The organism is Janibacter terrae (genome assembly GCF_039636765.1).
GTDB lineage: Bacteria > Actinomycetota > Actinomycetes > Actinomycetales > Dermatophilaceae > Janibacter > Janibacter terrae.
This window is the reverse complement of the sequence record NZ_CP144167.1, coordinates 1,803,119-1,827,771: the sequence shown is the minus strand read 5'-3', so window position 1 is coordinate 1,827,771 and position 24,653 is coordinate 1,803,119. Positions and strand designations below refer to the sequence as shown.

25 protein-coding genes are annotated in these 24,653 nt (G+C 72.0%); 15 read left to right on the top strand and 10 right to left on the bottom strand.

Annotated features, from left to right (window positions below; translation table 11 throughout):
- Nucleotides 1-74: 74 nt before the first annotated feature.
- Nucleotides 75-632 (top strand): DUF411 domain-containing protein, encoded by a 558-nt coding sequence (locus V3C34_RS08985; protein ID WP_346006788.1) that lies wholly within the window; start codon nt 75-77, stop codon nt 630-632.
- 331 nt (nt 633-963) lie between these two features.
- Here V3C34_RS08985 and phaZ read toward each other — a convergent pair whose 3' ends face one another.
- Nucleotides 964-1,797, bottom strand: a complete 834-nt coding sequence (phaZ, locus tag V3C34_RS08980; RefSeq protein WP_346006787.1) for a poly(3-hydroxyalkanoate) depolymerase — start codon at nt 1,795-1,797, stop codon at nt 964-966.
- A 75-nt stretch (nt 1,798-1,872) separates the two neighbouring features.
- On the opposite strand from phaZ, the gene V3C34_RS08975 reads away from it, so the two are divergent.
- The 3 genes from V3C34_RS08975 (at nt 1,873) to V3C34_RS08965 (ending at nt 5,463) form a co-directional block, all read left to right on the top strand.
- Nucleotides 1,873-3,582, top strand: coding sequence for a PHA/PHB synthase family protein (locus V3C34_RS08975; RefSeq protein ID WP_346006786.1), 1,710 nt, complete (start codon nt 1,873-1,875; stop codon nt 3,580-3,582).
- Nucleotides 3,583-3,678: 96 nt separating this feature from the next.
- On the top strand, nt 3,679-4,728 hold the full coding sequence (locus V3C34_RS08970) for an LLM class flavin-dependent oxidoreductase (RefSeq protein WP_346006785.1): 1,050 nt from the start codon (nt 3,679-3,681) through the stop codon (nt 4,726-4,728).
- Between the two features lie 90 nt (nt 4,729-4,818).
- On the top strand, nt 4,819-5,463 hold the full coding sequence (locus tag V3C34_RS08965) for an NAD(P)-dependent oxidoreductase (RefSeq protein WP_346006784.1): 645 nt from the start codon (nt 4,819-4,821) through the stop codon (nt 5,461-5,463).
- A 37-nt stretch (nt 5,464-5,500) separates the two neighbouring features.
- On the opposite strand, the gene V3C34_RS08960 is transcribed toward V3C34_RS08965, so the two are convergent.
- Entirely contained in the window at nt 5,501-6,784 is a 1,284-nt protein-coding gene (locus tag V3C34_RS08960; protein ID WP_346006783.1) for an Nramp family divalent metal transporter, read from the bottom strand.
- A gap of 158 nt (nt 6,785-6,942) precedes the next feature.
- Here V3C34_RS08960 and V3C34_RS08955 point away from each other — a divergent pair, with 158 nt between their 5' ends.
- From V3C34_RS08955 to V3C34_RS08930, 6 genes are read left to right on the top strand one after another with little or no spacing between them, the layout of a single operon-like run.
- Entirely contained in the window at nt 6,943-7,605 is a 663-nt protein-coding gene (locus V3C34_RS08955) for a GntR family transcriptional regulator (protein WP_068324901.1), read from the top strand.
- Between the two features lie 9 nt (nt 7,606-7,614).
- On the top strand, nt 7,615-8,454 hold the full coding sequence (locus tag V3C34_RS08950) for an urea carboxylase-associated family protein (RefSeq protein WP_346006782.1): 840 nt from the start codon (nt 7,615-7,617) through the stop codon (nt 8,452-8,454).
- Between the two features lie 45 nt (nt 8,455-8,499).
- Nucleotides 8,500-8,943 carry a helix-turn-helix domain-containing protein gene (locus V3C34_RS08945; RefSeq protein ID WP_346006781.1) on the top strand — a complete coding sequence of 148 codons (444 nt, stop codon included), beginning with the start codon at nt 8,500-8,502 and terminating at the stop codon, nt 8,941-8,943.
- The gene (locus V3C34_RS08940) at nt 8,940-9,290 is read left to right on the top strand and encodes a HepT-like ribonuclease domain-containing protein (protein ID WP_068324903.1); all 351 of its coding nucleotides are present in this window, start codon (nt 8,940-8,942) and stop codon (nt 9,288-9,290) included. Before V3C34_RS08945 ends, V3C34_RS08940 begins: the two co-directional genes overlap by 4 nt.
- Before the next feature lie 44 nt (nt 9,291-9,334).
- The gene (locus V3C34_RS08935; protein WP_346006780.1) at nt 9,335-10,396 is read left to right on the top strand and encodes an LLM class flavin-dependent oxidoreductase; all 1,062 of its coding nucleotides are present in this window, start codon (nt 9,335-9,337) and stop codon (nt 10,394-10,396) included.
- A 15-nt stretch (nt 10,397-10,411) separates the two neighbouring features.
- Nucleotides 10,412-11,056: an NAD(P)-dependent oxidoreductase gene (locus V3C34_RS08930; RefSeq protein ID WP_346006779.1), complete on the top strand. Its 645-nt coding sequence runs from the start codon at nt 10,412-10,414 to the stop codon at nt 11,054-11,056.
- 15 nt (nt 11,057-11,071) lie between these two features.
- Here the strand turns inward: V3C34_RS08930 and V3C34_RS08925 are convergent, their stop codons facing one another.
- A complete protein-coding gene (locus tag V3C34_RS08925) occupies nt 11,072-11,524 on the bottom strand; it encodes an SRPBCC family protein (RefSeq protein WP_068422035.1) in 453 nt (150 codons plus the stop codon).
- Nucleotides 11,525-11,653: 129 nt separating this feature from the next.
- Here V3C34_RS08925 and V3C34_RS08920 point away from each other — a divergent pair, with 129 nt between their 5' ends.
- Nucleotides 11,654-12,556: an NAD(P)H-binding protein gene (locus V3C34_RS08920; protein WP_068422037.1), complete on the top strand. Its 903-nt coding sequence runs from the start codon at nt 11,654-11,656 to the stop codon at nt 12,554-12,556.
- Between the two features lie 10 nt (nt 12,557-12,566).
- On the opposite strand, the gene V3C34_RS08915 is transcribed toward V3C34_RS08920, so the two are convergent.
- The 4 genes from V3C34_RS08915 to V3C34_RS08900 all read right to left on the bottom strand — a co-directional run bounded on the left by V3C34_RS08915 (nt 12,567) and on the right by V3C34_RS08900 (nt 16,811).
- Nucleotides 12,567-13,298, bottom strand: coding sequence for a glycosyltransferase (locus V3C34_RS08915; protein ID WP_346006778.1), 732 nt, complete (start codon nt 13,296-13,298; stop codon nt 12,567-12,569).
- Nucleotides 13,291-14,526 carry a bifunctional PIG-L family deacetylase/class I SAM-dependent methyltransferase gene (locus V3C34_RS08910; protein ID WP_346006777.1) on the bottom strand — a complete coding sequence of 412 codons (1,236 nt, stop codon included), beginning with the start codon at nt 14,524-14,526 and terminating at the stop codon, nt 13,291-13,293. Before V3C34_RS08910 ends, V3C34_RS08915 begins: the two co-directional genes overlap by 8 nt.
- Nucleotides 14,527-14,626: 100 nt before the next feature.
- Entirely contained in the window at nt 14,627-15,673 is a 1,047-nt protein-coding gene (locus V3C34_RS08905) for an acyl-CoA dehydrogenase family protein (protein WP_346006776.1), read from the bottom strand.
- A gap of 67 nt (nt 15,674-15,740) precedes the next feature.
- On the bottom strand, nt 15,741-16,811 hold the full coding sequence (locus V3C34_RS08900) for an NADH:flavin oxidoreductase (protein ID WP_068422046.1): 1,071 nt from the start codon (nt 16,809-16,811) through the stop codon (nt 15,741-15,743).
- A gap of 117 nt (nt 16,812-16,928) precedes the next feature.
- Between V3C34_RS08900 and V3C34_RS08895 the strand changes: the two genes are divergently transcribed.
- Complete coding sequence (locus V3C34_RS08895) at nt 16,929-17,057, top strand: hypothetical protein (RefSeq protein WP_255218278.1); 129 nt, start codon at nt 16,929-16,931, stop codon at nt 17,055-17,057.
- A 30-nt stretch (nt 17,058-17,087) separates the two neighbouring features.
- On the top strand, nt 17,088-18,248 hold the full coding sequence (locus V3C34_RS08890) for a helix-turn-helix domain-containing protein (RefSeq protein WP_346006775.1): 1,161 nt from the start codon (nt 17,088-17,090) through the stop codon (nt 18,246-18,248).
- Here V3C34_RS08890 and V3C34_RS08885 read toward each other — a convergent pair.
- A complete protein-coding gene (locus V3C34_RS08885; protein WP_346006774.1) occupies nt 18,238-19,455 on the bottom strand; it encodes an FAD-dependent monooxygenase in 1,218 nt (405 codons plus the stop codon). The genes V3C34_RS08890 and V3C34_RS08885 overlap by 11 nt on opposite strands.
- 109 nt (nt 19,456-19,564) lie before the next feature.
- Nucleotides 19,565-21,142, bottom strand: coding sequence for a M20/M25/M40 family metallo-hydrolase (locus V3C34_RS08880; RefSeq protein ID WP_068324913.1), 1,578 nt, complete (start codon nt 21,140-21,142; stop codon nt 19,565-19,567).
- Between the two features lie 275 nt (nt 21,143-21,417).
- On the opposite strand from V3C34_RS08880, the gene V3C34_RS08875 reads away from it, so the two are divergent.
- A complete protein-coding gene (locus V3C34_RS08875; RefSeq protein WP_346006773.1) occupies nt 21,418-22,020 on the top strand; it encodes a DUF6318 family protein in 603 nt (200 codons plus the stop codon).
- Between the two features lie 26 nt (nt 22,021-22,046).
- Nucleotides 22,047-22,997 carry a hypothetical protein gene (locus V3C34_RS08870; RefSeq protein WP_346006772.1) on the top strand — a complete coding sequence of 317 codons (951 nt, stop codon included), beginning with the start codon at nt 22,047-22,049 and terminating at the stop codon, nt 22,995-22,997.
- Between the two features lie 230 nt (nt 22,998-23,227).
- Here the strand turns inward: V3C34_RS08870 and V3C34_RS08865 are convergent, their stop codons facing one another.
- Nucleotides 23,228-24,646, bottom strand: a complete 1,419-nt coding sequence (locus V3C34_RS08865; RefSeq protein WP_346006771.1) for a tryptophan-rich sensory protein — start codon at nt 24,644-24,646, stop codon at nt 23,228-23,230.
- Nucleotides 24,647-24,653: the final 7 nt, after the last annotated feature.

The window sequence follows — 24,653 nt, the reverse complement described above, 5'->3', positions numbered from 1 at the left end:
GACCGAGGCGTCCGTCCAACGCCGGGCCGGATACAACGTCATGCCCCCAGGGGGTACCTCGTAGGCTGGGCTCCATGAGTGCAACGATGAGCCGCCGGTCCACCTTCGGTCTGCTCGGTGTGGGATCTGTTGCCCTGCTGGCCGCGTGTGCGCAGTCGAGCCCGTCCGCGACGTCCACGCCGGTGGTGGAGGCGTCCACGCCGGAGCCCACGTCGCCGACGTCAGGCTCGGCGTCGGCGCCCGAGCTGACGGTCTACAAGGACCCGACCTGTGGGTGCTGTGGTGGCTGGGTCGAGCACGCCGTAGCCGCTGGCTTCCCGACCACGACCGAGCTGACCGACGATCTGGACGGCCTCTTCGCTCGGCATGACATCCCCGCCGAGCTGCAGTCGTGCCATCTGGCCACGACCGAGGCCGGCGCGATCTTCGTCGGACACGTACCGGCGAGGTTCATCCGCTCCTACCTGGCCAACCCGGCGCCCGGGTCGCGCGGCCTCACCGTGCCGGCCATGCCGATCGGCTCCCCCGGCATGGAGCAGGGCGAGGAGTTCCAGCCCTACGAGGTGCTGTTGCTGCGTGAGGGCAAGGCGAGGACCTTCGCGAAGGTGACATCGCTCGAGCAGCAGGCCTGACCCCGGCCCTGCGGTCTCTGAGGTGTGAGCGTCCCCGCGCGCGAGCCTCGAAGGGCCATCTCCGCTGCCCGAGGCGGCTGCCTGACCGGGAACCGCAGCCAGGGCCGGGGCCGCTCGTCGCGGCCGGGACATATCCCGGCCCTCGACGACACCGGCGACATGAGGATCAAGGTCGATGCCCGCCTCACCGGCCACTTCCGCGTCAACGGCGGCCAGTGGCACCACACCGCCACCATCGGCGACCTGCAGAACGAACCCGTCGACACCCTCCAGGTCCTCCGCACCCAACCCGCAGGGCTTCGAGGCTCCGGCCGCGGGCGGACCGCGCACCTCAGCCGGCGTCGGCCTTGTCGGGCCGGAGGAAGTCCGCGATGACCGGCGCCAGCTCGTCGGCGAGCACGAGCAGGCCGAGGTGCCCGTCGCGGAAGACGTGCAGCGTGGAGTGGGGCAGACCGCGATGCAGCATCCTGGCGTTGGCCAGCGGGATGATCGGGTCGTCGTCGCCGGCGAGGACGAGGGTCGGCTGGCGGATCAGCTTGAGGAAGGGCAGGCTCGTCCACCCGGCACCGGCGGCGAGCTGGAGGAAGTAGGCGCGCCGGCTCGTGACCGACGTCTTCTGCCCGGCGTAGAAGCGGCGTCCCAGGCCCGGGTCATCACGGATCGCCCCGCCGTAGATCGACCCGGCCACGGACGCTCCGTACTCGGGGTCGCGGTAGCGCCTGGGGGTCGACATGGTCCGCAGCACGTGCGGGCTGCCCGGCACCATCATCCAGCCGGCCGAGGTGCTCACGAGGACCAGTCGGCGGCACCGTCTGGGGTGCTGCGCGGCGAACTGCTGCGCGAGCGCCCCGCCCCACGAGATGCCGAGCACGTCGACCCGGTCGAAGCCGAGCTCGGTGAGCACGCGGCCCAGCGAGCGCGCGAGCGTCGCGAGGTTGTAGGGGCGGCGCGGCAGCTGCGACCCGCCGATGCCGGGGACGTCGAAGCGCACGACCGGGATCGAGGGGTCGAGCGCGTCGACGAAGGCCTGCAGCAGCTCCAGGCTCGCCCCGATGCCGTTGCACAGGAGAAGGGGGGTCCCCTCGCCCGGTCGCACGCAGACCCTCATGCGTCGTCCGTGGACCAGGACCTGGTGGATCTGCTCGCTGGGCGTCGTCGCCATCATGACGGGAGCGTAGGACACCCCTTGTCTTCTCCCGCCGGAATGGACACCATGAGGTCACTCGCGGGAGACGATGACGTGACCCGCCTGACGTGGGAGGCCGCCATGGCCAAGGACGCACCTGACACCCCCGTCGTGTCGCTCGACGAGATGCTGACGCAGGCCTCGAGCGGGGTGCTCCAGAGGTTCCTCCCGATCGGCCCGGGACTGCGCTTCGTCGCCAAGGCCTCGACGCAGCCCGCGAAGGTCGTCGGTCACATCGGGACCCTCGCCGCCGAGCTGGGGCGCATCGCCCTGGGCACCTCCGAGGTCGCTCCCCTCAAGAAGGACCGCCGCTTCGCCGACCCGGCGTGGATGCAGAACCCGATGCTGCGCCGAGCCGTCCAGACCTATCTCGTCGGTGGCACGACGATCAACGGCATCGTCAGCGACGTGCCGATGAGCTGGGAGGACGCCGAGCGGCTCAACTTCGCGGTCACCAATGTCATCGACGCCCTCGCCCCGAGCAACAACCCCTTCATCTCCCCCGTCGCGTGGAAGGCCGTCATCGACTCCGGCGGCGCCAACCTCATCAAGGGTCCGGTCAACCTCGTCAAGGAGCTGTCGAGCGCACCTCGCATCCCGACGATGGTCGACGCGGACGCCTTCGCCGTCGGCACGGACCTGGCGGTGACGCCGGGCTCGGTCATCCTGCGCACCCCCGTGCTCGAGCTCATCCACTACGTGCCCCAGACGGAGACGGTCCACGAGGTGCCGCTGCTCATCGTCCCGCCGACGATCAACAAGTACTACATCCTCGACCTCGCGCCCGGCCGCAGCCTCGTCGAGTACCTCGTCCAGCAGGGACAGCAGGTCTTCGTCATCTCGTGGCGCAACCCCGACGCCCGCCACCGCGACTGGGGCATCGACGAGTACGCCGAGGCCATCCTCGAGTCCTTCGACGCCGTCGCCGAGGTGACCGGGATCCAGAAGGCGCACATCGTCGCCGCCTGCTCGGGCGGGATGCTCGCCGCCCTGCTCGCGGCGCACCGCGCCGCGGTCGGCAAGATCGACCGCCTGGCCAGCCTCAGCCTGCTCGTGACGATGATCGACCAGAGCCAGGCGGGGCTCCCTTCGGCCATGGTCAACGAGGCCGTCGCCCGCACGGCGATCGCGCGCTCGGCCCGCAAGGGCTATCTCGACGGCAAGCAGCTCTCCGAGCTCTTCGCCTGGTTGCGACCCAACGACCTCATCTGGAACTACTGGGTCAACAACTACATCGAGGGCAAGCGGCCGGCGAAGTTCGACATCCTCTACTGGAACGCCGACGCGACCCGGATGAGCGCCAAGCTGCACCGCGACTTCGTCGAGGCGGGCCTGGGCAACAAGCTCGCCCAGCCCCGCGGCATCACCGTCCTCGACACCGAGGTCGACCTGAGCATGGTCAAGGTCGACTCGTACGTCGTCGCCGGGATCGCCGACCACATCTGCCCGTGGGTCAACTGCTATCGCAGCGCCCAGCTGCTCGGTGGCACCACACGGTTCGTGCTGTCGACCAACGGGCACATCGCAGCGCTCGTCAACCCACCGACCAACCCCAAGGCGAGCTTCCGCGCGTCCGAGGACCTGTCCCTCGAGCCGAGTGCGTGGATGGACCAGGCCGAGATGGTCAAGGGCTCGTGGTGGCCCGACTACGCCGCCTGGCTGCAGGAGCGTTCCGGCGAGGAGGTCCCGGCGCCGACCGACGTGGGCAGCAAGGAGTTCCCCCCGATCATGGCCGCCCCCGGCAGCTACGTGCTCGCGAAGTAGCCCCGTTCGTCGAGGTGCGACGAGTGCCGGCGAGGAACCTCGAGACGCCCCCACTCCACCGGGAATTACTTGCACCGACAAGCAGTTGACCCGACCATGCGAGCCTTCGGATTCTTGAGCTTCGGGCACTACGGCCACGGCAACGGGCCGGGTGACCCGGACGCCGGGCAGGCCCTGCGTGACGCCGTCGAGATCGGTGTCGGCGCGGACCAGATCGGCGTCAACGGCGCCTACTTCCGCGTCCACCACTTCGCCCGGCAGGGCGCGGCGCCGATGCCCGTCCTGTCCGCCATCGCCGCCCGCACCCAGCACATCGAGGTGGGCACCGGCGTCATCGACATGCGGTACGAGACCCCCCTTCAGCTCGCTGAGGAGGCCGCGGCCCTCGACCTGATCTCCGACGGCAGGGTCGCGCTCGGCGTGAGCCGCGGGTCACCGGAGCCCGCGCTGCGCGGGTGGGAGGCCTTCGGCCACACCGGCGCCACGGACCCACGCGGGGCCGACCTCGCCCGCGAGCACTTCGAGACCTTCATGTCCGCGATCCGTGGCGACCAGGTCGTCGACGCGGACCCGACCCAGGGACCGGCGGGACGGCTGCGGGTCGAGCCGCACTCCCCCGGCCTCGACCGCCGCATCTGGTGGGGCGCCGGCAGCCGCGAGACCGCCGAGTGGACCGCCCGCCAGGGCGTCAACCTCATGAGCTCGACCCTGCTGACCGAGGCGACCGGAGCCTCCTTCGGCGAGCTGCAGGCCGAGCAGATCGAGCTCTACCGCGCGGCGTGGCGCGAGGCCGGGCACGACTGGGCGCCGCGGGTGTCGGTCTCCCGCAGCATCTTCCCGATCGTCAGCGACCTCGACCGGCACTTCTTCGGGCTGCAGGGTCAGGGCAGCAGCGACCAGATCGGCGTCATCGACGGGTTCCGCTCGACCTTCGGCAAGACCTACGCCGCCGAGCCCGACGTGCTCGTCGAGCAGCTCAGGGCCGACCCGGCGATCGCTGCCGCCGACACCGTCATGCTCACCATCCCGAGCCAGCTCGGCGTCGACTACAACCTGCACATCCTCGACAGCTTCGCCCAGCACGTCGCCCCCGAGCTCGGGTGGCGGAGCAACCGCGAGGGCCCCGTCGAGGCCATGCCCGTCTGAGGTCTCGGTCTGCCGGGTCTCGAGGCCTCGGCCGCGGGCGGCCTGCGCACCTCGACCAACGTTTTCCCACCACATGAGAGAAGGAAACCCATGAGCACCATCGTCATCTTCGGCGGCACCGGCTACGCCGGCGGCAACATCGCCCGCGAGGCCGTCTCCCGCGGCCACCGGGTCGTCTCGTACAGCCGCACCGCACCCACCGAGACCGCCGAGGGCGTCGAGTACCGCACCGGCTCCCTCACCGACGACGCCGTCCTCGCGCAGGCCGCGGCCGACGCCGACGACCTCGTCGTCGCCACCCACGGCGCCGACGTCGGGGGCTCCCCGCTCGTCGACCATGTCGACCGCCTGACCCGGGCCGCGATCGAGCACGGCGCGCGCCTGTCCTTCGTCGGTGGCGCCGGTTCGCTCAACGTGGCGAAGGGGGGTCCCCGCCTCGTCGACACCCCGGACTTCCACGAGGACTGGAAGCCCGAGGCGCTCTCCCACGCACGGGTGCTCGACGCCCTTCGCTCCGGCCCGCAGGAGCTGGACTGGTTCTACGTCTCGCCCGCTGCGCTCTTCGGCTCCTTCGCCCCCGGCGAGACCACCGGCAGCTACCGACTCGGCGGTGACGAGCTCGTGACGACGCAGGACGGCACCTCCGAGATCTCCGGCACCGACTTCGCGAAGGCCTACGTCGACGAGATCGAGCAGGGTCGGCACCCGCGGCAGCGGTTCACCGTCGCCCACTGATGAGCGGGTGGCCGCCCACTCATCGGTGGGCGGCCGCTCACTCCGGCAGCATCCCGAGGATGTCGGCGAACTGGTAGACCGCCAGGCCCGTCACGACGAGGAAGATCAGCACCCCGAGGGTGGTGGCGATGGGGCCGTTCTTGTACTTCCCGAGGACCGACGAGCGGCTCATGACGACGAGCAGGAACCCGGCCACGATCGGCAGGAGCAGCCCGTTGGCGGCCTGCGCGAGGATGATCACCTGGATCGGGTTGATCCCGGTCAGCGCGATGACCATGCCGATGCCCATGACCGCGATCCACACCGCGCGGAACCGGGGCGACTTCAGGTCGCTCCCCCAGCCCATGACGCCGCAGATCGCGTACGCGGCACCCAGCGGCCCCGCGACCGCGCTCGTCATACCGGCGGCGAAGAGGCCCAGGGCGAAGACGTACGGCGCGGCGTCCCCCAGCAGCGGCTCGAGCTGCGCGGCCATGTCCGCGCCCGACTCGGCGGTCACTCCCTTCGTCCACATCGCGGCAGCCGCGGTGATCATGATCGCCAGGGTGATGACGCCGCCGATGGCGATGGAGACGATCGTGTCCGCCTTGGCGTCGCGGATCGCCCGGTCCTTGGGCAGGCCGCCCCACTTCTCCTGCGCGAGGTTGGCGTGGAGGAAGAGGTTGTACGGCACGACCGTCGTCCCAATGAGCGCGATCGTCGTGAGCAGCGCGCCGTCCGGGATCGACGGGGTGAAGGTGCCGCGCAGGATGGCGGCGATGTCGGGCTTGACGACGATCATCGTGAGGAAGAAGACCGCGGCGAGCACGGCGACCATGACGACGAGCGCGCGCTCGAGCACCTTGTAGCTGCCGGTGATGAGCAGGCCGAAGATGATCAGGCCGACGACCACGACGAGCAGCTTGGGCGGCAGACCGGTCAGGCCGGAGAGGCCGAGCGCGGTGCCGGTGGTGTCGCCGCCGGCGTAGCTCGCGCCACCGATGCCGATGGCCGCGACGATGAGCACGATCATCCCGATGCGCGGCACCGGGTGCTGGAAGGTCGTCCGCAGCGCCTCGCCCAGCCCCTGCCCGGTCGCGATGCCGAGGCGGGCAGACATCTCCTGCAGGATGATCGTCGCCACGATGGAGAAGGCGATGGCCCACGCCAGCGCGTACCCGTAGGACGAGCCGGTCACCGTCGCCGTCGTGATCGTGCCGGGACCGATGAACGAGGCGCTGATGATCAGCCCCGGGCCCATGCGCTCCCAGAACCCCTTGCGCGCCGACGCGTCGCCCTGCTGTGTCCGGGGGGACTCTCCGTTGAGTCTGTTGCGTGCCACCACGTGCTCCGTCTCGTTCGATGTCAGGGGTGGTTCAGGGTGCACACGCTAGGGATTGTTGAGCAATCGGTCAACGGTTGGTCCCGACATGCGGACCGACACGCGATTTTCGACCGCACTTTGTTGAGCAATCACCAGCAGGTCGTTACTGTCTCCCCATGACCCAGGACCAGCCGGGCGGCGCGACCTCCCAGATCGCCGCCACCCTGCGCTCACGCATCATCACCGGCGCGCTCGTCCCCGGCGCGCCCGTGCGCGACTCCGCCGTCGCCGCCGAGCTCGGCGTCTCCCGCAACACCGCCCGCGAGGCGCTCAGCCTGCTGCGCCACGAGGGCCTGCTCGACCACCGCAACCACCAGGGCTTCGTCGTGCGGACCCTGACGACGGCCGACGTGCGCGACATCTACGCGGCCCGCGTGGCCCTCGAGGTACGAGCCGTGCAGGACGCGGCCTTCGCCCCGGACGAGGCGCTCGAGGAGGTCCACCGCGCGCTGGAGACGACCGAGACCGCGGAGCGTGCCGAGCGGTGGGAGGACTACGCCAGCTCGAGCCTGCACTTCCACTCCGCCCTGGTGCGGCTGCTCGGCAGCCCCCTGCTCGACCAGTTCTTCGACACGATCCTCGGCCGCCTGCGCCTGGCCTTCCACGCCGCCGGCGACACCGGCTCCTTCCACCGCCCGTGGGGCCCCCGTGACCGCGCGATCTGGGAGCGCCTCGCCGACGGGGACCGCGCCGGCGCCGAGCACCTCCTGCGCGGCTACCTCCACGACTCCGAGCTGGCCGTCCTCGACATGGTCCGCCGCCAGACCACCCACCGATAGGAGACCCCCATGGACCTCACCGCTGCTGCCTACCAGGCCGACCCCGGCGGCCCTCTCGACGTCGACCGTGAGCTCTACGGCCGGATCGGCTCGATGACCGAAGGGCGTGAGCTCGTCGACTCCTTCACCATCCCGATCCGCAGCGGCCGGGCCTGGGAGGTGCCCGCCGGGCACGTCTGCCGGATCGTCACCATCGAGGGCCCGCAGGTCGCGGACCTCAACCTGTGGAACCTTCACGACCCCCGCGAGCGCCTGTGGGCCGCACGCACCCGCCAGCTGCAGGCCGCGCACGTCTCCGTCAACGACCGGCTGTGGTCGACCCTCCCCTTCCTCCGTCCGCTCGTGACGATCACCGGCGACTCGCTGGCCGACTACGGCGTCGACGACGAAGGGGGGCGCGTCCACGACCTGCTCGGCACCCGCTGCGACCCGTACGTCAACCAGATGCTCAACGACGCGCCCTTCGACTACCACTGCCACTCCAACCTCACCCGGGCCGTGCGGCCGTGGCACCTCACCGAGTTCGACGTGCACGACGTGCTCAATGTCTTCCAGTGCACCGGCCTGAACGAGCGCGACGAGTACTTCATGAAGACGTGCCCGGCGACGCAGGGCGACTACTTCGAGTTCTTCGCCGAGATCGACATCCTCGCGGCCCTGTCGACCTGCCCCGGCGGTGACCTGTCGGTCCCGATGTTCGGCCCGGAGGCCGGCGACACGGAGGCGGTCTGCCGTCCGCTCGGCATCGAGGTCTACAAGGTCCCCGATGCCGCGCTCGAAGGGTGGACCCCGCCGCAGCGGGCCGGCTACGCCCAGGACCACGGCCTCGCGGCGCGCCCCTGGGCCTGACCCCGACATATCGCGGTCGATAACCCACGGGGGTACGGTGGGGAGATGGACATCCGGGCACGGCGGCGGGCGGCTGGCATGAGCCAGGCCCAGCTCGCGCACGCCGCACAGGTCTCGCAGCCCAACCTGTCGGCCTACGAGAACGGCCGCCGGTCCCCCAGCCAAGCCGTGCTCGCCAGGCTGGAGGCCGCGCTCGAGACCCCGTTGGCACATCGCGTGGAGCGTCACCGGGGCGCGATCCTCGGTCTCGTGGCTCAGCACCACGCCCGCTCGCCGCGGATCTTCGGCTCGGTGGCCCGCGGCGACGCCGCGCCCGGCTCCGACCTCGACCTCCTCGTCGAGTTCACGGACACGGCGTCGCTCCTCGACGAGGTCGGACTGCGCCTGGCCCTGCGTGACCTCCTCGACGCCGAGGTGGACGTCGTCGGGGCCGACACGTTGCGCGGCGAGGTCCGCGAGCGCATTCTCCGTGAGGCGACGCCCCTGTGAGCGCCGCCGCGGCCAAGGCCCTGGATGCGGTCCGCGGGGTGATCACCGTCTGTGACGTGCTCCGGACCATGTCCGAGGGTGGCTACGACGCCTTCGCCGCCGACCGACGTACCCAGTGGGCCGTCGAGATGGGACTCATCCGCATCGGCGAGGGCGTCAACCGCGTCCCCGTCGAGGTCCTCGAGCGCTTCCCCGCGCAACCGTGGCGACAGATCGTCGCCATGCGCAACTTCGCCGCTCACCAGTACGACGACCTCGACCCGGGGCGGGTCTGGACCACGCTGACCCGGGACGTGCCCTCCCTTCGCTCCTACCTCGTGGAGGTCGTGGTCCCGGGTCTGGAGTGAGGTCCGTGCGGAATTGATTGTCGCGTCAAGATGTTGTCGCGGACATGCACGCCTTCGGATTCCTCAGCTTCGGCCACTACGGGCACGGCAACGGACCGGGTGACCCCGACGCCGGGCAGGCCCTGCGCGACGCCGTCGAGATCGGCGTCGGCGCCGACCAGATCGGGGTCAACGGGGCGTACTTCCGCGTCCACCACTTCGCTCGGCAGGGCGCGGCGCCCATGCCGGTCCTGTCGGCCGTCGCTGCGCGCACCCGGCACATCGAGGTCGGCACCGGGGTCATCGACATGCGCTACGAGACCCCGCTCCAGCTCGCCGAGGAGGCCGCAGCGCTCGACCTGATCTCGGACGGTCGCGTGGCCCTCGGCGTGAGCCGCGGGTCACCGGAGCCGGCCCTGCGCGGCTGGGAGGCCTTCGGCCACACCGGGTCCACCGACCCACGCGGCAGCGACATCGCACACGAGCACTTCGCGACCTTCATGTCCGCGATCCGCGGCGACCAGCTCGTCGACGCCGACCCGACCACGGGTCCGGCGGGTCGGCTGCACCTCGAGCCGCACTCCCCCGGCCTCGACCGCCGCATCTGGTGGGGCGCCGGCAGCCGGGAGACGGCCGAGTGGACCGCCCGCCAGGGCGTCAACCTCATGAGCTCGACCCTGCTCACCGAGGCCACCGGAGCCTCCTTCGGCGAGCTGCAGGCCGAGCAGATCGAGCTCTACCGGGCGGCCTGGCGCGAGGCCGGGCACGACTGGGCGCCGCGGGTGTCGGTCTCCCGCAGCATCTTCCCGATCGTCAGCGACCTCGACCGGCACTTCTTCGGTCTGCAGGGCCAGGGCAGCAGCGACCAGGTCGGCGTCATCGACGGCCTCCGCTCGACCTTCGGCAAGACCTACGCCGCCGAGCCCGACGTCCTCGTCGAGCAGCTCAGGGCCGACCCCGCCATCGCCTCCGCCGACACCGTCATGCTCACCATCCCCAGCCAGCTCGGCGTCGACTACAACCTGCACATCCTCGACAGCTTCGCCCAGCACGTCGCCCCCGAGCTCGGGTGGCGCCGCAACTCCGAGGGGCGCGTCGCCCCCTTCGACGTGTCAACCACCAACTGAGAGCGAGATCCACGCATGTCCACGATCGTCATCTTCGGCGGCACCGGGTACGCCGGCGGCAGCATCGCCGCCGAGGCCGTCTCCCGCGGCCACCAGGTCATCTCCTACAGCCGCACCGCCCCCGCGCAGACCACCGCGGGCGTCGAGTACCGCACCGGCTCGCTCACCGATGACGCCGTCCTCGCGCAGGCGGCGACCGAGGCGGACGACCTGGTCGTCGCGACCCACGGCGCGGACGTCGGCGGCTCGCCCCTCGTGGACCACGTCGAGCGCCTCACCTCCGCCGCGATCGAGCACGGCGCGCGCCTGTCCTTCGTCGGTGGCGCCGGTTCGCTCCACGTGGCGAAGGGGGGTCCCCGCCTCGTCGACACCCCGGACTTCCTCGACGACTGGAAGCCCGAGGCCCTCTCCCACGCCCAGGTCCTCGACGCCCTCCGCGCGGGCCCGCAGGAGCTGGACTGGTTCTACGTCTCCCCGGCCGCGCTCTTCGGGTCCTTCGCGCCCGGCGAGACCACGGGCAGCTACCGCCTCGGCGGCGACGAGCTCGTGACGACCGAGGACGGGATGTCGGAGATCTCCGGCACCGACTTCGCCCTGGCCTACGTCGACGAGATCGAGCAGCGGCGGCACCCGCGCCAGCGGTTCACCGTCGCCCACTGACGCCGGAGTCCCCCGTCAGGCCGTCTGCGCCCTGCCGGAGCGACCCTCCACGAGCAGGCGCAGACGGCGCAGCGTCTCGGAGTTGCGCCACTTCAGGCCGGGCTGTCGTGCGATCCCGGGCACGAGGAGCGCCGGCCCGGAGACCGCGTCCTCCACGATGGTCACCTCGGTCCGGTCGCCGGCCGGGGTCAGCGTGATCCGGACCTCGGCCTCACCCATCGGCCACGCGCGAGCGCACAGGGTGATCGACTGCTGCGGCTCCTGGGCGAGCACCCGAGTGTGGTCGTCGATCAGCCCGGGCCAGACACCGACCGAGTGGTGGATGCGGCTGCCGACGGCAGGCCAGTCCTCGTCGACGTCGCGCATGCGCGAGGCGCCGACGACCCAGAGCGGGTAGAGCCAGCCGTCGCTCAGCACCGACCAGACGTCCTCGGTCGAGGCGTTGATGACCGTGGTGTTCTCACTCATACCCTGCTCCTGCGGGTTGGCGGGTCTCGACCCGTCCAGTCTCACCACGGGTCTGGGGTGGTGCAACCTGTCGAGATCGGCCCTGTCGCGCACGGTGGTACCGACCATGCCGCAGCTACTGTGACGGACATGCAGCGAGTCCTTGTCACCGGGGCGACCGGCTACGTCGGCTCCCACCTCGTGCCCGAGCTCCTCGAGGCCGGTCACACGGTCGTGGCGGCCAGCCGTTCGGGGACGGACAGGTTCCCGTGGCACGACGACGTCGAGAGCCGTGAGCTCGACATCGACGACGACGAGCTCGTCGCGAGGGCCGTCGACGGCGTCGATGCCGTCGTCTACCTGGTGCACTCGCTGGAGTCCGAGGACTTCGAGCGCAAGGACCGCGAGGCCGCGCGGCGGATGGCCCGCGCCTGCGAGCGCGCCGGGGTGCAGCGGCTCGTCTACCTCTCCGGGCTGGTCCCCGACGTCGAGCTGTCCCCCCACCTGCGCTCCCGCTACGAGGTCGAGCAGGTCTTCCTCGACTCCTCGGTCCCCACGACGGTGCTGCGCGCAGCGATGATCATCGGTGCGGGCTCGACCTCGTACGAGCTGCTGCACCGGTTGAGCGAGCGGGTCCCCCTCTTCACCCCGGTCCCCACCTGGATGCACACCCGGATCCAGCCCATCGATCTGGCCGACGTCCTGCACCTCGTCCGACGCGCCCTGACCGTGGAACCCGCCCCCAATGCCCACTACGACGTCGGCGGCGAGGACGTCCTGGAGTACGTGGAGCTGTTGCGGCTCTACGCGCAGGTCGCCGGCCTGGCCCGCGTGCAGGTCGACGTCCCCGGCCTGCCGAGCGGGGTCGTCGGTCGCGTCAGCGCCCTGATCTCCGGGATGCAGTCGACCGAGGTCAACGCGCTCGTCGAGAGCCTGCGCCACGACATGGTGTGCGAGGACTACTCGGTGCGGGACGAGCTCCTGGAGCCGGGCTTCGACTACGTGCCGATCGGCGAGGCACTGGAGCGAGCCCTGGACCACGCCCCTCGTTGACGCCGGCAGGTCATCGGCCGAGCGTGGCGTCCAGGTCCCGCAGGTAGCCGGAGAACCCATCAGGCACCCGGCCGGCGCGCCGCCCCGAGGTGAGGATCGGCGGACCGGCTGCCACGCTCGCTCCAGCGGCCAGCAGAGCCTCGACGAGGAGCACGTCCTCGTGCTCGGGCACCTGCGCGAACCCGCCGACCGCTGCGAAGGCCGACCAGCGCACCCCCAGGTTGGCCCCGTGCACGTGTCGCGTCGGGTGGGCGGACGTGTGCCGCCTCGACCACTCCTGGTACGTGTCACCGTCGAGGTCGAGGGGGTCCGGCCGCACACGGCCGAGGACGAGGTCTGCACCCCCGTCGGCTGCAGCCACCTGCCCGGTCAGCCAGTCCGCCGGGACGACGGAGTCGGCATCGGTGCAGGCCATCCACGCACCGGCTGCCCGGTACGTGGCACCGAGCTCGAGGAGCTCGTGCGCGGCCGCGGCACCAGCCGCCCGCGCCGCTCCCACGCATCGTGCAGCCACCGTCGTCGTGCGCACGCCGTGACGGGCCGCGACGGCGGCGGTGCCGTCCGTGCAGGCGTCCAGGGCGACCACGACCTCCACCCGCACGTCGGGTCGAGCCGCGCGCAGTGTCGCGACGGCGTGCGCGAGCGCCGTCAGGCACCGCGGTAGGAGCACTTCTTCGTCGTTCGCCGGCACGACGACGGCCACCGCCGAGATGCCCGTGACGAGATCCGGCTGCTCATCCACGGGGGTCCGGTCGGTCCGCCGACTCGGCCAGCACGATGATCTCGACGTCGTCGTCGCGGTAGGTCGACATGAGTGGCGGCAGGTCCGCGGCGAGTGCCGCCTGGTGGACGTCCGCACCGTCGAGCACCCACCCCTCGACCGGGTGGCGCCAGTGGCACAGCACCACGACCCCGTGGTCGGCCAGGCTCGACCGGACCCGCGCGATCAGGCGCTCGAGATCGACGGGGCTGAGGAAGTACCCGACCTCGGAGAGCACCACGAGGTCGAAGGCGCCGTCGGGCCACTCGGTGGGCGCATCCAGCACCGCGGTCTCGACGTTGGTCGGTACGACCGTGCGGGCCCGTGCGACGGCCGCTGGGCTGCGGTCGACGGCGAGCACGTCCTGGCACCGGCGCGCGAGGTCCGCGGCCAGCTCACCGCGGGAGCACCCGAGCTCGAGCGCCCGGACGAACCGCGGACGGGGCAGGCACGCCAGGACGAGGTCGCGCTTGCGGCGCTCGTACCAGCGGTGCGTCGTGCCCCACGGGTCGCTCTCCGCGGTGTGCAGGGCCTCGAGGGCGGGATCGGCGGGCGGTTCGTCGACGAAGGCCTCGACCCGACCGGTGAAGTGCTCGAGCAGCTGCGCCGACAGGAGCGCCTCGTCACCGGGCGCGTCGGACAGGGGCTCGACCTGGGTACGGTGGGCCGCCACCGCCGCCGCCTTGCGCTCCGCGGCGGCCTCGCCGTGCCCGAGGACCAGCAGCCGGTCCCACGGCGCGTCCTCGGTGGCCGCCCAGTGCCAGAACCACACGGGGTACTCCAGCAGACGGGCACCGGTGCGCACCGCGGCTGCGGCGCTCGCACGCCCGGCAGCCTCGTGGTCCGGGTGCCCGTCGCGCCGCCAGGGCGAAAGGAGCAAGACCTCACGGGCGTCGCCGAGCCGCTCGACGAGCAGGCGCGTCACCTGCTCCTCGTGGTCACCGGCGAGCCCGCCGTCGGGCAGCCCCAGCAGGGTCAGCTCGACATCCGGCCCGAGCGCGGCTGCCGCGGCCCGCGCCTCGTCACGACGACGGGCCGCCAACTCGACCGGCGGGCACGTCGTCGACTCCGGGTGGGAGCCCTCCCCGTCGGTGAGCACGACGAGCTCGACCCGCGCCCCGCGGGCGGCGGCTGCGGCCACGAGGGCCCCAGCGCCGAGCGTCTCGTCGTCGGGGTGTGCCGCGACCACGACGACGCGCGAGCGGCCCACGAGGAGCTGTTCGACATCGGTGGGCTGCGGCCAGCGCGGATCGGATCTCCAGGCGTGCGCACTCGTGCCCGCGTCCCTGTGGCTGAAGGTCACCACGACGTCACCGGGAGCGAGCCGGCACGACCATGCGGCCGAGCGCCACCGCGTCGCGCTCGGCGTGGTGCTGCCGCAGGTAGAGCGAGAGGTCCGCCACCCGCCAGGCGTGCTCGGGTTCCTGGCTCAGGGGACCCGGGCCCAGCCCGTGCGCCGTGCGCGTCAGGACCTCCTCGGCCGCATCGGCCACCACGTGCCGTACCCGGGCGGCCAGGTGCGCCCCTGCAGCGCCCTCGGCCCGCCCGGCGTCCACCAGCTGGGCGGCGTGCGCCAGCAGCACCCGTGCTGCGGTGAGACGCGCGTCGAGCTCGCCCAGGTGGAGCAGGGCGATGTCGTCAGGTGCTCGGCGGGTGGTCTCGAGCAGCAGTCGGCGGGCGAGGGCGACGGAGGCGCCGAACCAGACGGCGGCCACCCCGATCCCACCCCACGCGAAACCCGGCCGGGCGAGGTACCACCCGGGGCCGCCGACGGGACGCGCCGCGACGCCACGCATGGTGACGGTCGCGGTGGCGACCTCCGCGAGCCCGGACGGACGCCATGCACTGGCGTCGGCGCTGAAGCCGGGATCGCGCGTCCCCACCGCGAACAGCCCTCGTCGCCGCTCGTCGACCCAGGCGGTGACCAGTCCTGCGCTGACGTCACCGGCCAGGGAGCACCACGGCTTGACCCCGTCCAGGACCCAGCCGTCGTCGTCCTGCGAGGCCTCCAGCCGCACTCCGGGACCTTCCGCGGCCCACACGCCCCAGGTGGCGCCGGCCGGGCCCTCGACGTCGCCGGCCTCGCGGAGGATGGCCAGGGCGTCGAGGTGCGGCTCGAGGACGCGCGCCGCCACGAGGTCGCGCGCGGCGACGGTGGCCAGCACCTCCCAGCGGACCCGCGTGCCGCCTGCGCCCGGGTCCGGGGTGCTGTACCCCAGGTCCTGCGCCCACGTCAGCAGCGGCTGAGTGCGCCGGGTCGTCGGCACCGACGCCCCGATCGGCCCCAGCAGGTCCGAGGGCTCCCCCTCCTCGGCCAGCCGGACGACGTCGTCGTGCCAGAGCCCGTCCTGGACCATGTGAGACTCCCCGCGCTCGTCGTCGATCTGCCGCAAGTATGACCCGGCCCTCGTCGCGGTCGTCCCCTCAGCCGGCGACGAAGTCCGGCCACCCCGCGTCGAGGTACTCCACGAAGGTCTCGCTGACCCGCTCGGCGTGCAGGTGCTCGCGGGTCACCGGCAGCGGGGCCATGGCGAAGGTGGAGTCGGCTCCTGCCCGCGTCGGGAAGTCGTGGTGCACGATCGCCGCGCGGCCGAGGTCGACGAAGTCCGCCCCCTTCGACATGCACCAGCGGGCCTGCTGCGCGCTGCGGATCCTGCCCGCGACGCCGAGCCGCGTGCCACCGCGCTCGAGGCCGACGAAGGCGTCGATGAGCAGGCTGCCCTCCTCGTCGACGGTCATGAAGGCGTCCCACAGCGACATGTCGAGGTAGTCGACGAGGCCGGAGTCGAGGACCCGCTGGGCGACGGCGACGCCTTCGTCGAGAACGATGCCGTTGCCCTGCGGGGTGAGCCGCAGCCCGACCTGGAAGTCGGCCCGGGTCCGCTCGCGGATCCCGCGGAGGACCTCGAAGAGCATCCGGGACCGGTCCTCGAGCGACCCGCCGTAGCCGTCGGTGCGCTGGTTGTGGCGTCCGTCGAGGAACTGGCAGATCAGGTAGCCGTGGGCTCCGTGGACCTCGACGCCGTCGAAGCCGGCGCGCTCGGCCCGCTCCGCCGCGACGACGAAGTCCTCGACCGCCTGCTGCACCTCACCGGTCGACAGGGCCCGGGTGTCCTTGTCCGGGTCGTCCCACGGCGCGACGTTCGGCACGCCGGTGACGGACGGGTCGGAGCGCCGACCGGCGTGGTGCAGCTGCACGGATGAGACGCTGCCGGCGGCGCGGATGCCGTCGGCGAGGCGGGTGAGGCCGGCGAGGTGCCGGTCGTCGCTGATGCCGAGCTGCCCGGCCCACGCCTGGCCGGCGCGCGCCACGTAGGTCGCGCAGGTCATCGTCAGGCCGAAGCCCCCGGCGGCTCGCGCCACGAGCCACCGGTACTCGTCCTCGGAGAGCGTCCCGTCCGCATGGCTCTGCGTGTTGGTGAGCGGGGCGAGGGCGAAGCGGTTGGCCCAGGCCGGTCCGTGGGCGAGCTCGAGACGGTCGTGGAGGGAGGTCATCCCGCCATCCTCGCAAGGGACCCACCGCCCACGAGCACCAGGTCAAGATCCGGTGACGACGCCACGACCGCGGCGATTTGTCCGGCGTGTCGGCGGGTTGGGTGCCACCGTTGGGGCATGAACCTCACTGGTGCCATCCTCACGGTGGCCGGGATGGTCTCGGTCGCGTCCCTCCCCTTCGCCATGGCGTGGGTGGAGCAGGCGCTCATGACCGGACCGACGCACGTCGAGCAACCGCCCCGCTGATCCGGGCGGTGCCGCCGCTACGGTGACCTCGTGCACCGCAGCGCCAGCCTCGACGACGCCCTGCAGGACCTCTCCGAGGCCCTGCAGCGGCGGCTCGTCGTGCTCGACGAGGGCATGCGCGTCCTGGCCTACTCGATCCACGAGAGCGACGAGGACCGCGCGCGCCTCTCTCACGTGCTCGCCCACAGCGACACCTGGGAGCCGCCGCCCGCCGGCCAGACGCGCCCCACGACCCGGACCGCCCGCGACGGGACCGTGTGGGTGCTGCACCCCCTCCGCGACGACCGTCACCGCGTCGGCCACCTCCTGTACGTCCGCACGAAGGGGGTCCCCTCCCCTTCGCCCGACGTCCTCACCGACGGCGCGGCCCACCTCGGCGCGCTCCTGTCGCTGCGGGCGCTCGGCGAGCAGCGCAATGCCGCCCGGGCCACGGACCTGCTCGGCCTCCTCCTCGGCGCGAGTACGTCACCCGGCGAGCGCGACTCTGCCGCAACGGCACTCGTGGACGAGGGTCTCGTCGGGGCCGCGGACCGGTACTGCGTCGTCGTCATCGCCGAGCCGGACGACACCCCCGAGGCCACCCGCACCGCCCTCGCCGGCGTGCAGGCGACGCTCGACTTCGTCGCCCGGACGTCGACGGCCACGGTCGTCGGCGGGCTCGTGGAGGGGCTGGGCGTCCTCGTCTTCCCGCGGCCCGTCGTCCGCGACCGGCTCGAGCGGGTGCTCGCCGCGCCCGGCCTCGCGGGGCTGCGCGCCGGCATCGGTGACGTCGTCGCGGACCTGACCTCGGCCGGCACATCCCACGCACGCGCGCGTCGGGCCTGGCGGGCCACCTGCCTCGACCCCACGACCTACGGGCGCGTGACGACCTGGGACGACCTCGGGCTGGACCGGCTGCTCCTCGACCTGCCCCTGGAGCGGCTCCGGGCCGACGACCTGCCCGCCCCCGTGGCGCGGCTGCTGGCCAGCGACCACCGCGCGGTCGACGTGCCGACCCTCGAGACCTACCTCGCCACCGGCGGCGACGGGCGGGCCACCGCGACCGCCCTCGGCATCCACCGCTCGACCCTCTACTACCGGCTGGGTCGCATCCGCACGACCACCGAGGTCGACCTCGGCGACGGCCTCGTCCGACGGGACCTGCACACCGGGCTGCGCGTCGCCCGGCTCGCCGGGCTGCTCAGACCCTGACGCCGGGACGGATCCCCCGGTCGACCGTCGGGTCGTAGCCGTGCACCCAGGCGAGCTTGTCCTCGAACCAGTCCGCCGTCGCCATCTGCGCGTTGCGCGCGTCGGCCTCCGGCCCGTCGGGCAGGTGGAGGACCTCGGCGACCTGGGCGGAGGCGAACTGGACGGCGCGGGTGCGCGGCCGGCGCCTCCCTTCGTACGCCTCGAAGGCCGCCGTCGGGTCACCGCCGCCCACCGAGGCGAGCTCCTCGGCGAGCGCCCACGTGTCCTCGATCGACTGGTTGGCGCCCTGCCCGTGGTGCGGCACGAGGGCGTGCGCCGCGTCGCCGAGCAGCACGACGCGACCGCGGTGCCAGGTCCGGATCGGCGGACGCCGCATGAGCGCCCAGCGCTGCGAGACCTCGACGGACTCGAGCATCTGCGTCACCGCGGGGTGCCAGCCGGCGAAGGGGGCGAGCTTTTCCTCGTCGCGGGCCGGCACGACCCAGCCGTCCGCGGTCCACTCCCGGGGCTCGCGGCTCACCGCGAGGAAGTTGACGTGGCTGCCGTCGCCGCCCATCGCGTAGTGCAGGAGGTGCCCGGTCGGCCCGATCCAGAACTGGATGGCGTGCGGGTCCGGCAGCTCGGTGAGCTGCTCGGTGGGGATGATCCCGCGGAACCCGCTGCGCCCCGAGTAGATCGCGTCGTCGTGCCCGACGACCCACCGGCGCACGGTGGACCGGGCGCCGTCGGCGCCCACGACGACCGCCGCGTCCAGGTGGTCGCCGTCCGCGATCTCGACGACGACGCGGTCACCGTCCTCGCGCAGGCCGGTCACCTCGCTGGACAGGAGGATCCGGTCGGCACCCACGGCCTCGGACAGGACGCGTTGGAGGTCCGCGCGGTGCACGCCCCAGTAGTCGGCGCCGAAGCGAGCCCGGTAGGACTCCCCCACGGGCGTCCGGCCGAGCGTCGCCCCGCTCCGGCCGTCACGGAAGATCAGGTCCGTCTGCGGCCACGAGACCTCCTCGAGCGCCTCGTAGACGCCGTAGCGCCGCAGGAGGTTGGTCGCGTTCGCCGACAGCGCGACGGCCGCGCCGACCTCCCGCAGCTCCGCGGTGCGCTCGACGAGCGTCGCGTCGATGCCGCGCTCGCGCAGCGCGAGGGCCAGGGTGAGTCCGCCGATGCCGGCGCCGATGATGACCACGTCGTCGTGGGGTGTCGAGCTCATGCACGAGACGCTACGGAAGCGCCGGGTCGCCGTCATCGGGCGGAGAGGCGCAACTGGCGCCTGTGCGTTCCGACACCCTGTCGGACGTGACAGTGGCCGCCGGGGTGCGTCAGCCCCCCTTCGTCCCGGTGGCGGTCGCGTCGGTGCGGAAGGCGCCCCAGACCTCGTACATGAAGTCCGTCCCCTGCTCGAGGGCCTCGACGAAGATGCGCTCGTTGTTGCCGTGCATCCCGATGAGCTGCTCGTTGCTCAGGACGTACGGGTAGACGCCGTAGCCGGGCACGCCCTGAGTGCGCCACGGGCCGAGGCTGGTGCCGGCCTCGAACAACGCCGGGGCGAAGGGGGTGTCCTCGTACGTCGTCCTCGATGCGTCCTCGAGGGCACGCCAGAGGTCGGTGTCGAGGTCGGCCGGCTTCGTCGCCCACGTGCCGTCGAGCCGGGCGAGCGCCTGCTCCTCGCTCTCCCCCGGGTTACCGATGAGCTTGACCTCGACATCACGGTCCTTGAGCAGCTCGCGCACCTGCGCGAGGAACTCGCGGGGCTTCTGCCCGCCGGGGACGGCGCGGCAGTTGACCCGGGTCGTGCCCTCGCTCGGGATGACGTTCTCCTTGTAGCCCGACTCCTGGATGACGAAGGCATGGGTCGTGCGCAGCAGCGCGCGGTGCAGGTACGGGTAGTCCGACAGCTTGACGACGAGCCGGGCCGCGCGCTCGCGCGACCGGTCGCTCTTGGCCCGCAGCATCAGGCGGATCGCCTTGGCGAAGCGCCGGTCGCTCGTCGCCTCGGCGACAGCCTCGAAGTACTCGCGTGTCACGTCGGTGAGGTGCACCGGCGCCTCCCAGTCCCCGAGCTCGCTGATCGCCCGCGAGAGGGCGACGATCGCGGAGTCGTCGGGCATGGGCTTGCTGGAGTGGGTCGCAGTGCCCGTCGCCGTGAGGTCGAGGTTGAAGTAGACCTTGTCCTGGCGGGTGGCCGTGATGAGCATCGGGGTGGTCCTGTCGCTCTGTGCGAGGAACCAGCCGCCCTCGGTCAGCACGGACCCGGCGTCGATCTTGTCCCAGTGGTTCGCCGCCAGCCAGCGGGAGCCGTAGTCCCCGGCCTCCTCGTCGCAGTCGGTGAGGATGATCAGGTCACGGTCGAACGTGGCTCCCTCGTCGAGGTGGCGCAGCAGCGCGGCGATGCCGGCCGCGTTGGCCCCCTTCATGTCGAGAGCTCCGCGCCCGTAGATCTCACCGTCGATGACCTCACCCGCGAAGGGGTCGACGTCCCAGTTCTCCTCCTCGACCGGCACGACGTCGGAGTGGCCGAGGAAGAGCAGGGGCTCCTCGGTGCCGGTGCCCTTGATGCGGGCGATGAGGTGGACGTTGTCGCGCTGCGGGGTGTCGATGATCTCGGCGGCGACGCCGGCTCGTTCCCACACGCCCTTGAGCCACTCGGCGTGCGCACGGGTCTTGGCCCCGGTCCCGAAGTTCTGCGTGTCGTAGGACAGCATCCGCTTGAGCAGGTCGACGGGGTCCAGGTCGGCCACGGGGATGGCCGCGGCCGTGACGGCCTGTCCGCCGGCGCCGCGCGCGAAGGCGCCCGCCCCTCCGGCTGCGGCCGCCCCGATGACGGCGGCGCCGACGCCGCCGAGGAAGACGCGGCGGGGCACCTGGGTGCCGGTGGTCTCGTGTGGTTCGTGTGCCATGGACGACTCCTTTGTCGGTGGTCCGCACAGGCAAGCGGCGACGTCCCCGAGGGCCAAGGGTGACCGCTCGGTAGTGAGGCGAACGGTCCCCTCCGCACGCTCGGCGGCGCCGCCCTCCGTGGATCGTGACCGGCCTCTGACGGGCACCTGACGACCCTGTGACCGTGGCCTCCTGTGGAAACTCGAGATGCGGCCTGCGCGGATTTCACTACCGTTGGAGTCAGTTCTTCGGGGGCCCTCGGCGCTGCCCCGATCGTCGACGAAGGGGAGATCCCGTGCAGTTCTCGCGTGGAGCGGCAGCCCTGGCCGCCACGGCCGTCCTGACCGGCGGCCTGGCCGCCTGCGGTGAGGACGAGCCGACCGAGCCCACCACGACGGCCTCGCCCATCGAGGTCGACCCGAGCTCGAGCACCTCGTCCGGCCCGAGTGTGTCGCCGTCCTCGACCGGAGCCGGCGCCGAGATGCCGAAGGACATGCCGGCGGCTGCACGAGAGGAGACCAAGGAGGGCGCTGCAGCTTTCGGGAAGTACTACTACGAGGCTTTCGGCGACGCCACCGATACTGGAAACACGAGCGTGATCGAGGCGCTTCACGCTGATGACTGCGGCGTGTGCAACACCGCTGTTGAGGGAATCAAAGAAGACAAGGGCAAGGGCTGGACGCGCAGCGAAAATCCCTACACGATTACGAACGTTCGGGCATCGAAGCGTCCCGACTCGGGGTACAAGGTGGCCATGTCGGTCAAGGTCGCTGCCCACACGCGGGTGGATGCCAAGGGCAAGTCCAACGCTCACGTGAACGCGACCACTTACACGCTCACGGAGCACATCGTGTGGCGCGAGGGCCGGTGGGAAATGCAGGATTGGATAGTGACGTGACGCCGGGGCGATGGGCCGCGACCCTCTTGCTTACCCTCTCCCTCGCTATCGGGACCGCGGGTGGAGCGTCGGCTTCCGAGCCTGGCGCTGAGATCTCGGACGCGGGCGCAACCTTCTCAGCGAAAGAGCACGGCGTCGACCCAGGAACACAGAAGGGTGCTGAGGGCGGCACAGCACCAGCCATCGACCCCAGCAGACCGCGTTCGGCCCACATCACAGGGACGAACGTCAAGGGCCCCGCAGTCAAGGACAGGGTCGAGGTCAAGTACCTCCCCTGTGACAACTCGACGTCCCAGTGCGACGGCACCCGCGCCGGGTGCATCACCGAGTCGGGCAACCCCAACAACTTCGACCTTCCCGTCACCACCCACGTCCGGGTCAATGACGGGCCGTGGCAGTCCACGGGTCGGGTCACGTGCGGGCCACCCGACGCCGTCACCATCCCCGGCGGCCCCGGGCAGCCGCCCGTCACCATCCCGGCCCCGGCAGCGCCGCCCGTCCCGACCCTGGCCCAGATCCAGACCGCCTTCCGCGAGCTGCCCTTCAGCAAGCCCAGCGTCACCATCCAGCCCAAGGGCCTGCGCACCCTGAAGAACTTCACGAACTTCTACGCCGCCTCATGGCCCGACGACACCGGCCTGCAACCCGGCGAGACGAGCAGGACGATCAAGCTGCTCTCCTGGAACATCGAGTTCAAGGTCGCCGCCCGCGACTACCGCTACCACTTCGGCGACGGACAGACCTCCGTCTGGACCAGCAGCACCGGCGGCACCTACCCCGACGGCGACATCACGCACCAGTACGCCGGCACCGGCGACAAGCAGGTCAAGGTCGACGCCCGCCTCACCGGCCAGTACCGCGTCAACGGCGGTCAGTGGCAGGACATCGCCACCGTCGCCGACCTCCAGGACGAACCACTCGACACCCTCCAGGTCTTCGGCACCAAGACCCAGCTCGACGCCGACGACACCCACTGACCCGCGCGTCGTACGGCAGTTCGCGTCCGGACCAACGAGATCCCGGGGCGCAGACCCCCTTCGTCGCTCGAACTGCCGCGCGACGCGCCGTGCAGTGGGAGGCCGGTCCGTGATTCATCGCACGAGTCAGGACTGAAGTCTCCGCCACCCTGCACACCGTCTTGATCAGCCGACTCTGCCCTCTTGGTGCGGAGGGGCCCCAGCATCCCGACACCAACTGACGCGGCGCGCTACCGGTTGCGCCGCGCGATCGCCGTCGACAGCACCGCGGCGAACCCCGTCCAGGCCGCGTACGGCACGAGCGTCCAGCGGGTGCGCCCACCGGCGGCGGAGGCACGCCGAGCCAGGTCGGCCGAGCTCGCCGCCAGCACCCCGGCCTCGACGGCCGCGAGCGCCGGGCGGCGCACCCGCCAGAAGACGACGCTCCACCCCGTGTTGAGCACGAGGTTGGTCCACAGCGCCCGCCGGTAGCGAGCCGCCTCGTCGAAGCGCCCCTCCTCCTCGAGCCGGACGAGCGTCGCGACCGAGGTGACGGCGATGTCGGCGTAGAGCGGGGTCCACACGAGGGGGAAGGCGAGCTTCGGCGGCTGCCACGAGGGCAGGTCGAGCGAGCGGTACCAGCGGCTGTCCGGCTGGGTCGCCGCCGCACCGACGGCCGCGCTGGCGACCGTCGCCGCCGTCACCGTCAGCGCATCCCGCAGTGCGTGGTCGGGCCGGGTGCCGCGCATCGCCCGGCGCACCGCGTCGTCGAACCCGGTGAGTCCGCCCTCGGGGAGGCCGACGAGGTCGTCGAGGTCCTGCTCGCGGCGCACGACCTCGTGCACGAGGCTGCCGACGAGCGGCTTGGCGACATCCGCCTCGACCGGCGTGATGAGCCCGACCCAGTGGCTGGCCAGCCACGGCGTGAGCACCGGGACGCCCACGATCACCCGCCGCCGCAGCCCGTTGACCCGCGCGAAGCGCTGGATCATCTCCTCGTACGTGAGCACCTCCGGCCCGCCGATGTCGAAGGTGCGGTTGACGTCCGCGGGCAGCCGCGCAGCCCCGGCGAGGTAGTGCAGGGCGTCGTCGACGGCGATCGGCTGGATCCGGTTGCGCAGCCACTGCGGCGCGACCATCGCCGGCAGCCGCTCGGTGAGGTAGCGCAGCATGTCGAAGGAGACCGACCCGTCCCCCAGCACGACCGCGGCCTGGAGCACGGCCGCTGGCACGGGGCTGTCGAGGAAGACCTCCCCGACCTCGACCCGGGAGGCCAGGTGCACCGACAGGTCCGCACCCTCGGGGTGCAGACCGCCGAGGTAGACGATCCGCCCGACCCCTTCGTCCGCGGCGGCGGACGCGAAGCCCTCGGCGAGCTCACGGTCCCGCCGGGCGAGGTCACCGCCGCCGTCCATCGAGTGCACGAGGTAGTAGGCGACATCGACACCCGCGAGCGCCCGCCGCAGGTCCTCGCCGGACGTCGCGTCGCCCTCGACGACCTCGACCCGGTCGGCCCAGTCGTGGCTGCGCAGCTTGCCCGCGGATCGGGTGAGCACCCGCACGCTCCAGCCGTCGTCGAGCAGGCGGGGCACGAGCAGGCCCCCGATGTAGCCGGTCGCGCCGGTGACGAGCACCGTGCCGGGGACGAAGGGAGCAGAGGTCGAGTTCATGGGTCGG

Excerpts from the sequence above, each read along its gene's own strand:
- V3C34_RS08985 (WP_346006788.1), top strand. The coding sequence starts at position 75 with ATGAGTGCAACGATGAGCCGCCGGTCCACCTTCGGTCTGCTCGGTGTG.
- phaZ (WP_346006787.1), bottom strand. The coding sequence starts at position 1,797 with ATGATGGCGACGACGCCCAGCGAGCAGATCCACCAGGTCCTGGTCCAC.
- V3C34_RS08970 (WP_346006785.1), top strand. The coding sequence starts at position 3,679 with ATGCGAGCCTTCGGATTCTTGAGCTTCGGGCACTACGGCCACGGCAAC.
- V3C34_RS08965 (WP_346006784.1), top strand. The coding sequence starts at position 4,819 with ATGAGCACCATCGTCATCTTCGGCGGCACCGGCTACGCCGGCGGCAAC.
- V3C34_RS08955 (WP_068324901.1), top strand. The coding sequence starts at position 6,943 with ATGACCCAGGACCAGCCGGGCGGCGCGACCTCCCAGATCGCCGCCACC.
- V3C34_RS08950 (WP_346006782.1), top strand. The coding sequence starts at position 7,615 with ATGGACCTCACCGCTGCTGCCTACCAGGCCGACCCCGGCGGCCCTCTC.
- V3C34_RS08945 (WP_346006781.1), top strand. The coding sequence starts at position 8,500 with ATGGACATCCGGGCACGGCGGCGGGCGGCTGGCATGAGCCAGGCCCAG.
- V3C34_RS08935 (WP_346006780.1), top strand. The coding sequence starts at position 9,335 with ATGCACGCCTTCGGATTCCTCAGCTTCGGCCACTACGGGCACGGCAAC.
- V3C34_RS08930 (WP_346006779.1), top strand. The coding sequence starts at position 10,412 with ATGTCCACGATCGTCATCTTCGGCGGCACCGGGTACGCCGGCGGCAGC.
- V3C34_RS08925 (WP_068422035.1), bottom strand. The coding sequence starts at position 11,524 with ATGAGTGAGAACACCACGGTCATCAACGCCTCGACCGAGGACGTCTGG.
- V3C34_RS08920 (WP_068422037.1), top strand. The coding sequence starts at position 11,654 with ATGCAGCGAGTCCTTGTCACCGGGGCGACCGGCTACGTCGGCTCCCAC.
- V3C34_RS08905 (WP_346006776.1), bottom strand. The coding sequence starts at position 15,673 with ATGGTCCAGGACGGGCTCTGGCACGACGACGTCGTCCGGCTGGCCGAG.
- V3C34_RS08900 (WP_068422046.1), bottom strand. The coding sequence starts at position 16,811 with ATGACCTCCCTCCACGACCGTCTCGAGCTCGCCCACGGACCGGCCTGG.
- V3C34_RS08895 (WP_255218278.1), top strand. The coding sequence starts at position 16,929 with ATGAACCTCACTGGTGCCATCCTCACGGTGGCCGGGATGGTCTCGGTC.
- V3C34_RS08885 (WP_346006774.1), bottom strand. The coding sequence starts at position 19,455 with ATGAGCTCGACACCCCACGACGACGTGGTCATCATCGGCGCCGGCATC.
- V3C34_RS08880 (WP_068324913.1), bottom strand. The coding sequence starts at position 21,142 with ATGGCACACGAACCACACGAGACCACCGGCACCCAGGTGCCCCGCCGC.
- V3C34_RS08865 (WP_346006771.1), bottom strand. The coding sequence starts at position 24,646 with ATGAACTCGACCTCTGCTCCCTTCGTCCCCGGCACGGTGCTCGTCACC.